The 13627-nt window shown below is 72.5% G+C and carries 17 protein-coding genes; 3 read left to right on the top strand and 14 right to left on the bottom strand.

Annotated elements, in window-relative coordinates; all coding sequences use genetic code 11:
* Nucleotides 1–10 precede the first annotated feature (10 nt).
* From ACPWUT_RS01750 to ACPWUT_RS01710, 9 genes are all read right to left on the bottom strand, one after another.
* Nucleotides 11–436 carry a hypothetical protein gene (locus ACPWUT_RS01750; RefSeq protein WP_284528711.1) on the bottom strand — a complete coding sequence of 142 codons (426 nt, stop codon included), beginning with the start codon at nt 434–436 and terminating at the stop codon, nt 11–13.
* 32 nt (nt 437–468) lie between these two features.
* The gene (locus tag ACPWUT_RS01745) at nt 469–945 is read right to left on the bottom strand and encodes a hypothetical protein (RefSeq protein WP_284528710.1); all 477 of its coding nucleotides are present in this window, start codon (nt 943–945) and stop codon (nt 469–471) included.
* A gap of 109 nt (nt 946–1054) precedes the next feature.
* Nucleotides 1055–1498, bottom strand: coding sequence for a hypothetical protein (locus tag ACPWUT_RS01740; protein ID WP_425840014.1), 444 nt, complete (start codon nt 1496–1498; stop codon nt 1055–1057).
* A gap of 33 nt (nt 1499–1531) precedes the next feature.
* On the bottom strand, nt 1532–2020 hold the full coding sequence (locus ACPWUT_RS01735) for a hypothetical protein (protein WP_284528708.1): 489 nt from the start codon (nt 2018–2020) through the stop codon (nt 1532–1534).
* A gap of 46 nt (nt 2021–2066) precedes the next feature.
* Nucleotides 2067–2834: an SDR family NAD(P)-dependent oxidoreductase gene (locus ACPWUT_RS01730; protein ID WP_284528707.1), complete on the bottom strand. Its 768-nt coding sequence runs from the start codon at nt 2832–2834 to the stop codon at nt 2067–2069.
* Nucleotides 2831–3574, bottom strand: a complete 744-nt coding sequence (locus ACPWUT_RS01725) for an SDR family NAD(P)-dependent oxidoreductase (RefSeq protein ID WP_425840009.1) — start codon at nt 3572–3574, stop codon at nt 2831–2833. The genes ACPWUT_RS01730 and ACPWUT_RS01725 overlap by 4 nt, the downstream gene beginning before the upstream one ends.
* Nucleotides 3571–4353 (bottom strand): amino acid ABC transporter ATP-binding protein, encoded by a 783-nt coding sequence (locus ACPWUT_RS01720; RefSeq protein ID WP_284528705.1) that lies wholly within the window; start codon nt 4351–4353, stop codon nt 3571–3573. Before ACPWUT_RS01720 ends, ACPWUT_RS01725 begins: the two co-directional genes overlap by 4 nt.
* 5 nt (nt 4354–4358) lie before the next feature.
* A complete protein-coding gene (locus tag ACPWUT_RS01715) occupies nt 4359–5282 on the bottom strand; it encodes an amino acid ABC transporter permease (RefSeq protein ID WP_284528704.1) in 924 nt (307 codons plus the stop codon).
* A 77-nt stretch (nt 5283–5359) separates the two neighbouring features.
* Nucleotides 5360–6262, bottom strand: coding sequence for an ABC transporter substrate-binding protein (locus ACPWUT_RS01710; RefSeq protein WP_284528703.1), 903 nt, complete (start codon nt 6260–6262; stop codon nt 5360–5362).
* A gap of 290 nt (nt 6263–6552) precedes the next feature.
* Here ACPWUT_RS01710 and ACPWUT_RS01705 point away from each other — a divergent pair, with 290 nt between their 5' ends.
* A complete protein-coding gene (locus ACPWUT_RS01705) occupies nt 6553–7320 on the top strand; it encodes an IclR family transcriptional regulator (RefSeq protein ID WP_425840004.1) in 768 nt (255 codons plus the stop codon).
* Between the two features lie 22 nt (nt 7321–7342).
* Here the strand turns inward: ACPWUT_RS01705 and ACPWUT_RS01700 are convergent, their stop codons facing one another.
* Complete coding sequence (locus ACPWUT_RS01700; RefSeq protein ID WP_425840001.1) at nt 7343–7786, bottom strand: hypothetical protein; 444 nt, start codon at nt 7784–7786, stop codon at nt 7343–7345.
* A gap of 140 nt (nt 7787–7926) precedes the next feature.
* Here ACPWUT_RS01700 and ACPWUT_RS01695 point away from each other — a divergent pair, with 140 nt between their 5' ends.
* The gene (locus tag ACPWUT_RS01695; RefSeq protein ID WP_284528700.1) at nt 7927–8247 is read left to right on the top strand and encodes a biopolymer transporter Tol; all 321 of its coding nucleotides are present in this window, start codon (nt 7927–7929) and stop codon (nt 8245–8247) included.
* A gap of 159 nt (nt 8248–8406) precedes the next feature.
* Nucleotides 8407–10149 (top strand): sensor histidine kinase, encoded by a 1743-nt coding sequence (locus ACPWUT_RS01690; RefSeq protein WP_425839998.1) that lies wholly within the window; start codon nt 8407–8409, stop codon nt 10147–10149.
* A gap of 17 nt (nt 10150–10166) precedes the next feature.
* Here ACPWUT_RS01690 and ACPWUT_RS01685 read toward each other — a convergent pair whose 3' ends face one another.
* The 4 genes from ACPWUT_RS01685 to ACPWUT_RS01670 all read right to left on the bottom strand — a co-directional run bounded on the left by ACPWUT_RS01685 (nt 10167) and on the right by ACPWUT_RS01670 (nt 13623).
* Entirely contained in the window at nt 10167–11114 is a 948-nt protein-coding gene (locus ACPWUT_RS01685) for an NAD(P)-dependent oxidoreductase (RefSeq protein WP_284528698.1), read from the bottom strand.
* A gap of 9 nt (nt 11115–11123) precedes the next feature.
* A complete protein-coding gene (locus ACPWUT_RS01680; protein WP_425839995.1) occupies nt 11124–11921 on the bottom strand; it encodes an SDR family oxidoreductase in 798 nt (265 codons plus the stop codon).
* A gap of 99 nt (nt 11922–12020) precedes the next feature.
* Nucleotides 12021–12872 carry an ADP-dependent NAD(P)H-hydrate dehydratase gene (locus ACPWUT_RS01675; RefSeq protein WP_425839992.1) on the bottom strand — a complete coding sequence of 284 codons (852 nt, stop codon included), beginning with the start codon at nt 12870–12872 and terminating at the stop codon, nt 12021–12023.
* Nucleotides 12856–13623: a histidine phosphatase family protein gene (locus ACPWUT_RS01670; protein ID WP_284528695.1), complete on the bottom strand. Its 768-nt coding sequence runs from the start codon at nt 13621–13623 to the stop codon at nt 12856–12858. The genes ACPWUT_RS01675 and ACPWUT_RS01670 overlap by 17 nt, the downstream gene beginning before the upstream one ends.
* Nucleotides 13624–13627: the final 4 nt, after the last annotated feature.

Here is a 13627-nt window from a genome sequence, read left to right as displayed (position 1 = left end):
ACGGGGGATGTCAGCTCGCGATCTCGAGCGAGACGACCTGGCCCTGCTGGAGCCAGTTCTTCATGCCGGCCAGGGCGAGCTCGAGCTCGCCCTCGACGACCTCGCCGATGTAGCTGATCTTCAGCGGCTCGTCGGCGAGGTCGTCGCCGTACACGACGCAGAACTGCTGACGCGGGTTGTACCAGCAGACCGAGCCGCGGGCGTAGCCCTTCTCGGCACGGCGCATGGCCCCGACCTCCTCGGTCAGGTAGACGTTCTCCCAGGGCGCCACGATCGGCATGGTCCAGAAGACCATCTCCCCGACGATCTTCCCGTGCTGCAGGATGCTCTTCTGCGGCAGGTTCTCCCTGAGTGCCGCGACGATGCCGGGCACGAGCTCGTCGAAGACCTGGATCGTGCAGACCTTGGTGTCGTCGACGGACATGATGAGCTTCATGAGTGGGTTCTCCTTCGTGTTCTCGGGGTCGTTCAGGCGTCGACGCGCTTGAAGCCGTTGGTGACGCCCCACGGGAAGACGGCGTCGACCCACATGTGGACCTTGTTGACGTAGCTGATGGCCGCGCCCGTGAGCTCGAGGAACTCCTCGAGGGTCGTGGCGGCGGCGGCCGCCTCCACGTAGCGGGCGACGAAGCCGCCGGCCTCCGGCATCCCGACGAAGTCGAAGAACGCGGCCTTGTAGCCGACGATCTGGCTCGTCAGGATCTGCAGGGTGGCGAGGTCGAGGTGGTTCTCCTCGGCGGCCTCGATGATGCCCCACAGGTACTCGTCGGAGAGCGTGCGGGCCTCGCTCTCGGCGAACATCAGCGTGGTCAGGTACTGCCCGTGGCTGCCGGTGCGGCGCGGGATGATCCCCTTGCCCATGTCGACGATCTCCTGGGGGCACTCCAGCCAGATCCGCTCGCGTTCGGTGTTGAGCTCCGCGATGACGTCGGTGACGATGCTCATGTCGTTCCTTCCTTCCTTCGGTGTGGGGGTCTGCTCGGGCCGGTCGAGGGCGCGCTCGACCAGCGGTCGGGGCACGGATGCGCGCTCCGACCGTCGAAAGCGGGGCGGGTCAGGCCGCGGCGGCCGCCTCGTCCCTGATGCGCAGCTCGACGAACTTGTCCTGCTTGCGCCAGGTCTCCTCGCCGACCAGGGCGAGCTCGGTGAGGCCGTCGATGACCTCTCCGATGAAGCTGTTGCCCAGCGGCTCGATGGCGAGGTCGTCGCTGTAGGTCACGCCGAACACCTGGCGCGGGCTGTAGAAGACGACGGTGCCGGCGACGGTGCCCTTCTCCTTGCGGCGCATGTCGCCGAGGTCCTGCGTGAGGATGTAGTTCTCCATGGGGATCACCAGCGGGAGAACGGCGAACAGCTGGTCGCCGACGAGGGTGGCGTGCTGCAGCTTGGTGCGCAGCGGCAGCTGGCGGCGGAACTCGGCGGCGGTCTTCGGGACGAGGTCCTCGAAGATGCGGATGCCGCAGACGTACTTCCCGTCGACGATGAAATCGATGATCATGCTCGGTTCTTCCTTCTGGGTGTCGGGTCGGTCTCAGGCGGTCTGCTTGGCGTCGGCACGCGGGAAGGCGCTGGCGATGCCCCACGGGAAGACGCTCTGGATCCACATGTGGACGCGGTTGGTGTACGAGAGGGCGGCGCCGGTGACGGCGGCGAACTCCTCGAGCGTCTCGGCCGCCCGCGCGCCCTCGGCGTAGCGATGGATCCACGTGCAGGTCAGCGGCAGGCCGACGAAGTCGAAGAAGTCGGCCTTGTAGTCGATGATCTGGGTGACGAGCTTCTTCATGGTGGCCAGGTCGGTCTCGGGGTCGCGGGCGACCTCGATGAATCCCCAGAGGATCTCGTCGGCGAGGGTCCGCGCCTCGCCCTCGGCGTACAGCAGCGACGTGAAGTACTGCTTCTTCGGCCCGGTGAGGCGCGGGAGCACGCCGTTGCCGAGGTCGCGGACGTCCTCGGGGAGCGTCAGCCAGATGCGCTCGCGTTCGGCGTCGAGTTCGGCGATGACGTCGTCGACTACAGACATGGTGGTCCTTTCAGGTGGTGGTCGAGGTGGAGTTCGGACGGGAGGATCAGATCAGCGCACGGCCCCCGTCGACGCGGATGGTCACGCCGTTCACCGAGGCGGGCGCCGCGGCGAGGAACAGGAGGACGTCGATCACGTCGGCGAGCGAGGTCTCGCGGACGGGCACGCCCTTGATCCGGGTCAGGGACGAGGCGACGGGGTCCTCGCCGCGCGCGCGGCGCAGCTCGTCGTTCACGCCGTCGTCGGAGCGGTAGAACTGCGTCGGGGCGACGCTGTTGCAGGGCACCAGGGGGCTGAGCGCGACGGCGAGCTGCTCCATCAGCCGCGCCAGCGCGCTCTTGGCGACGATGTGGGGCACGAGATCGGGCCAGGACTCCTCGAGGGAGTTGCCGAGGATCGCGAGGATGCGGCCGCCGCCCTGGGGCACCATCACCGCGGCGGCGGCCTGCGACAGGAAGAGCGGTCCGCGCAGGTTGACCCCCAGCGACGTGTCCACGTCGTCCTCGGTGAGCTCGGCGAAGGGGCGCGGGCGGAAGGTGCTCGCGTTGTGCAGCAGCAGGTCCAGCCGCCCGGAGTGCGCGACCACGTCGGCGACCATCGCGCGCGCCGCCGCCGGGTCGGACACGTCGGCTTCGACGGCGCGCACGGCGCCGGGGAGGCCGGCGTCGCGGGCCCGTTCGATCACGGCGGCGGCCTGGCCGGACTGGCCCCAGTGGTTGAGGTGGACGTCGTAGCCCTGCGCCGCGAACGCCAGGGCGATCTCGGCCCCGGCGCGCTCGGCGGCGCCGGTGATGAGGAGGGTCGGGGCGCTCATACGCGCTCACCCCCCGCCAGCGTGATCGTCTGCCCGGTCAGCGCGGACGACTCGTCGGCGATGAGCCATCGCACGGTGGCGGCCACCTCGCGGGCGGTCGGCAGGGGCAGCACCCGCCGGAGCTCGCCGATGCGGTCGAGGGCGGCGAAGACCGGGGCGGACTCGGCGAGATCGTCGCCGGGGTCGACCGCCACGCGGCCGAGGCTCAGGACGTTGGCGCGCACGCCCGCGGGACCCTCCTCGAGGGCGAGCACGTGGGTGAGGGCGGAGGCGGCGGCCTTGCCGGCGCCGAACTGCCCAAGGCCCGGGTGCAGGCGCGTCGAGAGCGCGCCGCCGAGGAAGACGACCGATCCGCGCGTGCGCCGCAGGCTCGGCACCGTCGCCCGGCACAGGTGGGCGTGGGCGCGGTAGCCGCGCATCCCCGCCTCGAGGGCCGCGTCGTCGGTGTCGGCGACGGTCGCGGCGGGGACGGCGGGCCAGGCGGCGTTCACGACGTGGTCGACGTCGCCCCAGGCCCGCAGGATCGCGTCGACCGCCGCATCCGTCTGGGCGGCGTCGGCGAAGTCGGCCTGCACCACCAGGTGCCCGGTGCCGCGCAGCTCGCCGGCGAGGGCGCGGGCGGCGTCGGCCCGGCGATGCGCGTGCACGGCGACGCGATGGCCCGACTCGGCCAGGTCGTGGGCGATGGCGTGGCCGAGGGCGCCGGTCGCTCCGGCCAGCACCACGCGCCGCCCGGTCAATGGAGCCCCCGGGCGAGGAAGCCGCGGATCCGCGGCGAGCGCTCCGGGTCGAGCACCTCCGACGGCGTGCCCGCCGCCTCCACGACACCGTCCGCCATGAACACCACCTGGTCGGAGACCTCGCGGGCGAAGCCGATCTCGTGGGTGACGACGATCATGGTGGTCTCCGCGCCGTCCGCGAGGCGCCGCATCACGTCGAGCACCTCGCCGACCAGCTCCGGGTCGAGCGCGCTCGTGGGCTCGTCGAACAGGATGAGCTCCGGCTTCATGGCGAGGGCGCGCGCGATGGCGACCCGCTGCTGCTGGCCGCCCGAGAGCTGTCCCGGATACTGGTCCGCCTTCTCGGCGAGGCCCACCGAGGCCAGCAGCTCGCGCGCCTCGGCCTCCGTCTCGCGGCGCGGGCGGCGCTGCACCACCTGCGGTCCCTCGACGAGGTTGGCCAGCACGGTCTTGTGGGGGAACAGGTTGAAGTTCTGGAACACCATGCCGATGCGCTGCCGCTGCCGGCACATCTCGCGGTCCGACAGGGCGTGGTACTTGCCGCCGCGCTCCTCGTAGCCGATGATCTGGTTGCCGACGCGGATGATGCCGGAGTCGATGGGGATGAGCCGGTTGATCGAGCGCAGCAGGGTCGACTTGCCCGACCCGCTCGGCCCGAGGATCGAGGTGACGGTGTTGGCGGGGGCGTGCAGCGAGACGCCCTTGAGGACCTCGTGGTGGTGGTAGCTCTTGTGCACGTCGACGACGTCGACGGCGGTGCTGCGGTCCGTGATGCTCATGGCGTTCACGCTGCCTTTCCGGTGCGGCGGAACAGGGGGAACAGGTCGTTGCGGGCCGGCCCGCCGATCTCGGCGGCGGTGACGCCGCGGCCGTAGTGGGCCTCGATCTTGCTCTGCCCGAGGCTCAGGACCGAGGTGAGCACGAGGTACCAGATCGACACGGTGAGCAGCAGCGGGATGACCTCGAAGGTGCGCGAGTAGATGCTCTGCGCGCTGTACATCAGGTCGGACAGCGCGATGACCGAGACGAGCGACGTGGACTTCAGCATCCCGATCGTCTCGTTGCCCGTGGGCGGGATAATGACCCGCATCGCCTGCGGGAGGATGATGCGGCGGAACGACTGCGCGCGGGTCATGCCGATCGAGGTGGCGGCTTCGCGCTGGCCCACCGACACCGACAGGATGCCGGCGCGGATGATCTCGGCGAGGTAGGCGCCCTCGTTGAGGCCGAGCCCGAGGATGGCGGCGAGCAGCGGGGTGACGACGTCGTTGGTGGTGACCGACACCCACGGCTCGAGGAACGGGATGCCGAGGGTCAGCTCGGGGAACAGGTAGCCGAGGTTGTACCAGAACACGAGCTGCACCAGCACGGGCGTGCCCCGGAAGAACCAGACGTAGAGACCGCTCGACCAGCGCAGCGTGCGGCTCTCCGAGACCCGCATGACGGCGATGACGACGCCCAGCAGCAGTCCGATCACCATCGCGATGAAGGTGAGGAAGATCGTCATCCACAGTCCGGAGAGGATCTTCGGGTCGAACAGGTACGAGATGACGGTCGGCCAGGCGAAGCGCTCGTTGGTGATCACCGTGACCGCGGCGAGGAGGGCGACCAGGAGCACCGCGACGATGCCCACGCCCCGCCAGGGGTGGCGTCGGGCGACGAAGTGCGCCGCCGGGGCGGGCGCGCCTTCGGGTGTCGTGAGGGTCATGGTGTCCTCCATCGGGTCGGGAGCGGGTGGGTGCGGCCAGGGGGCGGACGGTGCCGCCGCCCCCTGGCGGCGTCGGGTCAGTCGAGCGGGCGGGTGGTGGCGAGGTTGATGCCGGGCTCCTCGAGGGCGAGCGACTCCATGCCCCACTTCTCGAGGATCTCCATGTACGTGCCGTCGGCGATCACGGCCTCGAGGCCGGCGAGCATGGCCTCCTGGAGCTCGGTGTTGTCCTTGGCGATCACCATGCCGAGGTACTTCTGCGGGAACGACTGGATCGAGGCGTAGTTGATCGGAGTGGGCGCCGTCTGGTTGAGGTAGGCGGCGGCCGAGGTGCCGAGGATCATGAAGTCGACACGGCCGGAGTTCAGCGCGTTGTACGTGTCGGCGGCGTTCGGGTACTCCTGGATGACCACCGGGTCGAGCCCCGCCTCGGCGCACGCCGGGTTGAGGATGTCGTTGACCTTGTCGATCGTGTCGAAGCCGGTCTGGGCGCCCATGGTCTCGCCGCAGAGGCTGAGGTCGTCGCCCTCGGTGATCGGGCCGTCGTAGGACTCGATGGTCACGACGTCGGTCTTGTCGAAGATGTAGTTGACGAACGACACCTCCTGCTCGCGCTCGGCGTTGTCGCTGATGCACTCCATGGCGATGTCGTAGCGACCGGACTGGACGCCGGGGATGAGGCTGGCGAACTGCGTGTTCTCGACCTCGAGGGTGACGCCGAGCTTGGCGGCGATGGCGTCCCACAGGTCGACCTCGTAGCCGATCATCACGTCGGAGCCCTCTTCGAAGAACTGGCAGGGCGGGTAGTTGGCGTCGGTCGCCAGCGTCAGCGTCTCGCCGGCGAACGGCGTGGACACCTCGGCGGCGGGGCTGGCGGACTCGGCGGGCGCCGGGTCCGCCGAGCTGCAGGCCGCGAGGGCCAGGGCTGCGGCGAGGACGATGCCGGCGGCGGCAGCGGTGCGAAGACGTGCGGTGTGCATGGTCTTACCTCTCTGTGGTGCGTCGATGTCGGGTGGTGCAGGATGCGCCGCGGCCGTTCGGCATGGGTTTCGGGACCCCCGCTCCCGGGCTGAGCCGAGGAGTTGAGAGCCATGGTAGGAACCCGAAATCGCGGTCTGCAGGGGCCGGGAGCATCCCCGAGTCCGGGATCTCAGACCTGCCCGGTCGTCGTTTCGCCCGTGTTTCCCATCCGTTCCGGGCCCGTGCCGGGTTGCCCAGAGGGATCCCGGGATGCAGTCCGGGATACCGGACTGCGGGGTACCGTGTGCGCATGAGCGACATCCCCGCTGCCCGTCACGCCCTCCGCGTCCTGCGCTTCGTCGCGAGTCAGAGCGGACCGGTGCGCGCCGCCACGGTGATGCGCGAGGTCGGCCTGCCCCGGTCGACGACCTTCCAGCTCATCAAGGTCATGCAGGAGGAGGGCTACCTCGTCCACTTCCCGGAGGACCGGGCCTACGGGCTGTCGCCGCTCATGTCCGAGCTCGGCAGCGGCTACCTGCGCGCCGGCAAGGTGAGCAGGCTCGCCGAGCCCCTCCTCGAGAAGCTGGTCAGGCGCACGGGCCTGCCCGTGGTCGGACACCTCGGGGTGCTGCACAACGACGACGTGGAGTACGTGGTCAAGCACGCCGCGCCGCGGGCGCCGTCGCTGGTCACGGACATCGGCGTGCACCTGCCGGCGCACCTCACCGCGACCGGGCGCGCCATCCTCGCCCTGCTCCCCCGCGAGCAGGTCCGCGCGCTCTACCCGCACCCGGCGAGCCTCACGACGCGCAACGGCCGCGGGCCGGCGACGCTCCGCGAGTTCGAGGACATCCTCGCCGAGACGCGCACGCGCGGCTACGCCGTCGAGACGGGCGAGGTGACCCCGGACTGCGCCTCCGTCGCGGTGGCCGCCCTCGACCACAACGGCTATCCCGCGGCGGCCGTGGGGATCACGTTCCGCAAGATCGCCGTCGACGCGGGCATCTGGCCGCAGCTCGGCGCCGCCGCGCAGATCTCCGCCGGGGCGCTCTCGATGCGGCTACGCGGCAAGATCTAGCGCGAGAACGTCGTCGCGCCGGTCAGACCAGCGCGACGACGAGGATCAGCACGAGCACGACGACGACGGCCGCCGCCTGGAAGCCCGTGATCCACGCGAAGCGCGAGGCCCGGTAGCCGCCCGCGGGCAGGGCGAGGGCGCTCACCACCAGCAGCGCGGCGAGCGCGACCTGGAGCGCGATGCCGATCCACGCGAGCGCCGGTGCCGTCGGCACGAGGAACGCGAGCACGGCGATCGCGATGACGGCGATGGCGAGCCCGACCGCCAGCCACACTGCTCGGCGGATGCCGCCCGCGCCGTCACGGTGCTCGGCATCGGTCGTGCGCGCCGACGCGCGGGAGCCGAGCCCCGCGTCGCTCAGCGATTCCGGGCTCGCAGCCTTCGTCGACCGCGCCGCGCCCTCGTCGACGCCGGGCTCGATGGACTGGATGTCGCGACGGTCTCCGCCGCGCTGATCGCTGTTCATGCAGCACCTCCTCCGGCGACACTACGAATCGTCGAGGTCACGGCGGAGGGGGTTGACCCCCGGCGTCTGCACGCCGTGCACCGCCCGAGAAGGATGTCAAGGCGCTGCCGCCCGGGTCGCGCTGCAGCGAGGATCGCCGCATGACCCACGATGGCGAGCAGACGTCGGAGCGATGGCTCGTCGTCGACGGGCGGAGATGGCGCCGCACCGATCCCGCGCTGCCGCCCGATCTCGTCGACGCGCTCACCTCGCACCTCGGCCGCGCTCGGTCCGCGGTCGGAGCCGCCCGCAGGCGGGGAGACGCCGACGCGGTGGCCGCGGCCCGGCGCCGAGTCGGGCTGGCGAAGCACGGCCTGGGAGAGCGGGGCCCGGCGTGGTGGGACGAGCCGGTGGCGCGCCGCATCGCGCAGGCCCGCCGCGCGCTCGCCGACCTGGAGGCGGACCTCGACGCCACGTCGTGAACGCGGGTCTGAACTTCTCGCGGGTCTGAACTTCTCTCGGGCCTGAACTTCTCGCGGGTCTGAACTTCTCTCGCGGGTCTGAGCGCCCGGAGACCGTATGCTCGGGATGCGGTCGCGCGCGGCGAAGCGCAGCGACGGTCAGGGCGAGGAGGTTCGACCGTGAGGGCCACTTCCGAGCCCGGCGGGACCTCCCTCGACGGTGCCCGCGGCGGGGCGCTGAACACGGCGATCCGCGTGCTGATCGGCCTCACCGTGCTCGTCAACGTCCTGTTCGTGGCCGCACTGCTCGTGCCCGGGAACCCGGCTCCGACACCGGTCGCCGTCCTCTCGCTCGTGGCCCAGTGGGTCCCCGTCGGCGTCTTCTGGCTGGTGGCGGTGCGCACCCGCTTCACGCGACCGGAGGTGCTGCTCGCGGCCGCCGCGGTGACCTTCAACGCCGCGGGCGACACGTTCTACGCGCTCGCGATGGACTCCAGCGGCACGCTGCCGTCCCCCTCGCTCGCCGATCTCGGCTACCTCCTCTACTACCCCCTCACCATGGCCGCGCTGCTGGTGCTGGTCGTGCGCCAGTCGCAGGGATCGATCAGGTCGGCGCTCTTCGACGGCGCGGTGGCCTCGCTGGGCGCGGCCGCGGTGCTCGCCGTCATCCTCGCGCCCGTCTTCTCCGACGCCACCCGCGGCACCACCGTGCTCGACGGCGCGATCGCCGCCCTCTATCCGCTCTTCGACCTCCTCCTGATCACGGCCGTCGTCGCGATCTCCGCCTCCCCGGTCCTGCGACTGGGCCCGCGCTGGCAGTTCCTCGTCGCGGGCTTCCTCCTGTTCGCCGGCGCCGACATCGCCTACGCGCTCCTGGTCCACCACGGCGCCTATGCCGCCGGGACGCTGCTGGACGCCCTGTGGCCGGCGGGTGTCGCCTGTGCCGCGATCTGGGTGGACGGCGTGACCCGGCTCGAGCCCGACCCCCCTCCGGCAGCGGAGAACCCGCGAACCCTCCCCGTTCCCGCGCTCGCGGTCCTGGCGGGCCTCGGGGTGCTCCTGGTCGCCACCCAGACCGCCGTCCCCGCCATCGCCCTCGTGCTGGCCGCCGCCACCGTCGTGCTCGCCGCCGTCTCGGTGCTGTCCCGCCACGCCGCACTGGCCCGGATGCTGGCGAGCAGGGAGCGGCTGCTCCGGCAGCTGGAGGGACTCGACCGCGCCAAGAGCGACATGATCCGGACGATGAGCCACGAGATGCGGACGCCCCTGACGTCGATCCTGGGCTACCTCGACCTGGTGCTCGACGACGAGGCGTCGTTGCCCGCCGACACGCGGACCCGCCTCTGGGTGATCGAGCGCCACGCACGCCGCCTCCAGGATCTCGCGGGGCACATGCTGCTGCTCGAGCGCCTCGAGGCGGCCGACGGCGAGGCGCACGCGGCCCTGTTCGACCTCGACCCGGTGCTGCACCGCGTGGACGCCTCCCTCCGCACGCTCGCCGATTCCCGTGACGTGCGCCTTTCGCTCGACGTCGACGCCGGGACGACGGTCGACGGCGACGAGGGCTCGCTCGAGCAGGCGCTCGCGCATGTCGTGGAGAACGCCGTCAAGTTCACCCCCGCGCGGGGCGAGGTCCGCGTCGAGGTGCGGCCGGGCACGGCGCCGGACGGGAGCCCGCGCACGAGCATCAGCGTCACCGACACCGGGATGGGCATCCCCACCGACGAGGTGCCCCAGGTCTTCGACCGCTTCTTCCGCGCGAGCAATGCGCAGGATCAGGCGGTGCAGGGGACCGGCCTCGGGCTCGCGATCGTGCGCGAGGTCGTGCGCGTGCACGGGGGCGACGTGTCGGTGACGTCGGTCCTCGGCGAGGGGACGGTCGTCCGCATCACGCTCCCCGCCCCCGTCGACGAGGAGCGGTGAGCCCGCAGGGGTGAGGCTCAGCGCTGGGTGGTCGCGGGACCTCCCTCGGCCTGCGGGACGCGACCGTCGACGGCGTCGAGCACGTGCCGGGCCCCGAGCAGCTCGCCGGCGACCGGCCCGTACCGCGCGAGCGCAGCGCGGTGGACGTCTCGGACGGCGGCCACGGCACCGCTGCCGCCGCCCGCATCGGCCACCAGCCGCGTCGCCACGTCGAGCTGTCCGACGACCGCGCTCAGGGCGAAGTCCGGCACGGTGTCGCCGTCGATCAGCCGGCCGAGATAGTCGCGCACGAACGCGCTCTCAGCGGGGCCGTCGGCGAGCAGTGCGGCGAACCTCGCCGGCTCGATGCCGGCCACCTGCGCCGCCACGACGGCCTCGGCGCTCGCCACGGCCTGGGTGAACCAGAGCGCGTTCGTGAGGAGCTTCACCGTGAGCGCGGCGCCGGGATCGGAGCCCGCGAACGTGGTCTCCGCCACGCAGCCCGCCGCGGCGAGCACCCGGGCGGCGGCGTCCACGTGGTCGGGATCGCCGGAGGTCCAGGCGCGCAGCGTCCCGCGTTCCGCGTCGCGCGGCCCGCCGCGAACCGGAGCCGCGACGAACCGGCAGCCGCGGTTCCGGACGCGTTCGGCGACCTCGCGCGAGACGGCCGGATCGCCGCCGGTCAGGTCGACGAGCAGGGCACCGGGAACCATCGCCTCGACCAGCCCCCGGGATCCGCCGGTTCCGCACAGTGCCTCGCGCTGCGCCCGGGCATCGGGAAGCACCACCAGGACGACGTCGCAGCGCTCGGCGAGCGCGGCGGCCGACGCGACCGCCGTGACGGCGGCGCCGAGACTCCGCGCACGGTCGGGGTCGCGATCGAACACCGCGACGGGGACGCGCTCCGCAGCACGGAGGGCGATGCGTCCGCCCATGGTGCCGACGCCGAGCACGCCCAGCCGGGGCGCCTCCGACGCACCCGCCACCTCAGCGCGTCATCCGTCGCGCCACCGGTCGTCGAGCAGGTGCGACCCGGCCTGCGGGCCCATCTGCAGCATCCCGCCGTCCACGGTCCAGCTGGCGCCGGTCACGTACGCCGCCGCCGGCGAGGCCAGGAACGCGACGACCGCCGCGATCTCCTCCGGCCGCCCCGGCCGCCCGAGGGGGATGCCCGGGCGGTGGGTCCTCTCGGCGTCCTCCGAGCTCATGTCGTTCATCGGCGTCGCGATCTCCCCCGGCGCGACGGCGTTGACGGTGATGCCCTCGGCGCCGAGCTCCTGCGCCATCGTCTTCACCAGTCCGCCGAGTCCGTGCTTGGCCGCGACGTACGCCGACGAGCCCACGCGCGGCTGGCGCTCGTGCACGCTCGTGACCGCGATGATCCGCCCGCCTCCCCCGGCCGCCACCATGCGGCGGGCCGCGGCCTGCATGGCGACGAAGGCCCCGTCGAGGTTGAGGCCGACGACGTCGCGCCATTCCTCCAGCGACTGGGAGAGGAACGGCGTCCCGCCCCCGCCGCCCGCGTTGTTGACGAACACGTCCACCCCGCCGAGCTCGTCGGCGAGCCCGTCGACGACCGCCGCGACCTCGTCCAGCCGGGTGACGTCCAGGCGCGTCACGACCGCACGCGAGCCGCGCGACCGGACGGCCGCCGCCGTGCTCTCGGCGCCCTCGCGGTCACTGTGCCAGGTGACGCCGACGTCCATCCCTGCGTCGGCGAGGGCGATGGCGGTCTGGGCGCCGATGCCCGAGTCGGAGGCGGTGACGATGGCGTGCCGAGGTGTGAAGTCCATGCCCGCCAGTCAAGGTCGGCCGCCGCGATCCCTCCAGGGCCTTGCACCGCGCCCCCATCCCGGGTACGGCGCCGAGGCCGGTCCGTGCGGCGCGCCCGCCTAGGAGGCGCTGCCCTCGGCCTCGCGCACGGCGTACGGGAGCTCGGACGCCAGCTCGCGGGCGAGGAAGCCGAGACCCATCCGCTCGGTGAGCCGATCACCGGACCGGCCGTGACACCACGCGCCCCACGACGCCGCGCGCTCGAGGTCCATGCCGCGGGCGGCGAAGCCGGCGATCGCGCCGGCGAGCACGTCGCCCGACCCGGCCGTCCCCAGTCCCGGGCCGCCGGGGGCCACGCGCCAGACGGCGCCCGCGGGCGTGGCGACCGCCTCGTAGCAGTGGACGACGGCATCGAGGCGCGCCGCGATGTCCACGGCGTCGCGGATCGGGTCGTCCACCTCGCGCCCCAGGAGGAGGGCCGCCTCGTCGAGGTTCATGTTGACGATGAGCGACGCCGGCAGCGCGCGGCGATCGATCTGCGGGAGCACCCCGACGGCGAAGGCGTCGAGCACCGCGCATCGCACGTGCGCCTCGGCGAGCAGCCCCAGCCGCGCACGCGCGACATCCGGATCGTCGATCCCGGGCCCGACGAGGACGACATCGGCCGCCTCCAGGTCCGCGACGACCTCCCGGGCGGTCGCGCCGCCGCCGGCGGCCAGCTCGTGGATCCCCGCTTCGGCGAACGAGGCCCTGACGGCATCGGCCGCGCCCGGCGAGGTGACGACGCCGACCTTCCCGGCCCCCACGCGCAGCGCCGCCTCTCCGGCCAGCACCACCGCCCCCGGCGAGGTCCGCGACCCGCCCACGACCATCACCCGGCCGCGGGAGTTCTTCGACTCGCCCGGTTCGGGCAGGCCCCACGTCCGCAGCAGGCCGGGAGTGACGGCGACGGGATCACTCGGGTTCGACATCGGGACTCCCCGGATGGACCGTGACATCGGCACCGGCGCGCTCGAGGTGCCGGACGTCCGAGAACTCCACGACCTCCCAGCGCGCGCCGTCCCACACCACGCGGGTGATCGACGCGTTGAGCACCGTATGGGCGGCGGCGAAGTCGAGCAGCTGCGACTCCTCCATGCCGGTCAGCAGCGCGACCAGGAGCATGACGACCGCGTCGTGGGCGACGACGAGCATCGTGCCCGGGTTGGTGCCCGCTGTCGTCCCCGGTCCACCGGAGCCGTCCGCCGCGTCGGCCGCGTCGCGCAGGAACGAGCGCAGGCGCAGCGCCACGTCCGCCCACGATTCGCCGCCGGGCGGCCGGTGGTAGTACTTCCCGAGGTGGGCCCGCCGCTCCGCCTCCTCGGGGTGGCGGGCCGCGACGCCGCGACGCGTCAGCAGGTCCAGCACCCCGAGCTCTCGGTCGCGCAGCCGCTCGTCGGAGACCACCCGCGGGATGAGCGGCCCGTCCTCGGTGCTCAGCGCGAAGGTCTGCCGCGCGCGCACATAGGGCGACACCCAGGCGACCTGCGGCGCCGGCTCGAGCGCGCGCAGCCTCGCCCCCAGAGCGCGGGCCTGTTCCTCGCCCGTCCCCGACAGGGGCACGTCGGCGTCGCGGACGTCGAGCTCGATGACCTCCGCGCCAAGCCTCTCCGCGCGCGTCGCCGCGACGTTTCCCTCGCTCTCGCCGTGGCGGACGAGCACCCATTCCTTCGGCATCATCATCGCT

Origin of the sequence: Microbacterium sp. PA5 (assembly GCF_049860775.1) — a bacterium.
In the GTDB taxonomy this organism is placed as follows: Bacteria; Actinomycetota; Actinomycetes; order Actinomycetales; family Microbacteriaceae; genus Microbacterium.
The sequence above is the reverse complement of the archived record's forward strand: the minus strand, read 5'-3'. Positions and strand labels throughout refer to the sequence as shown.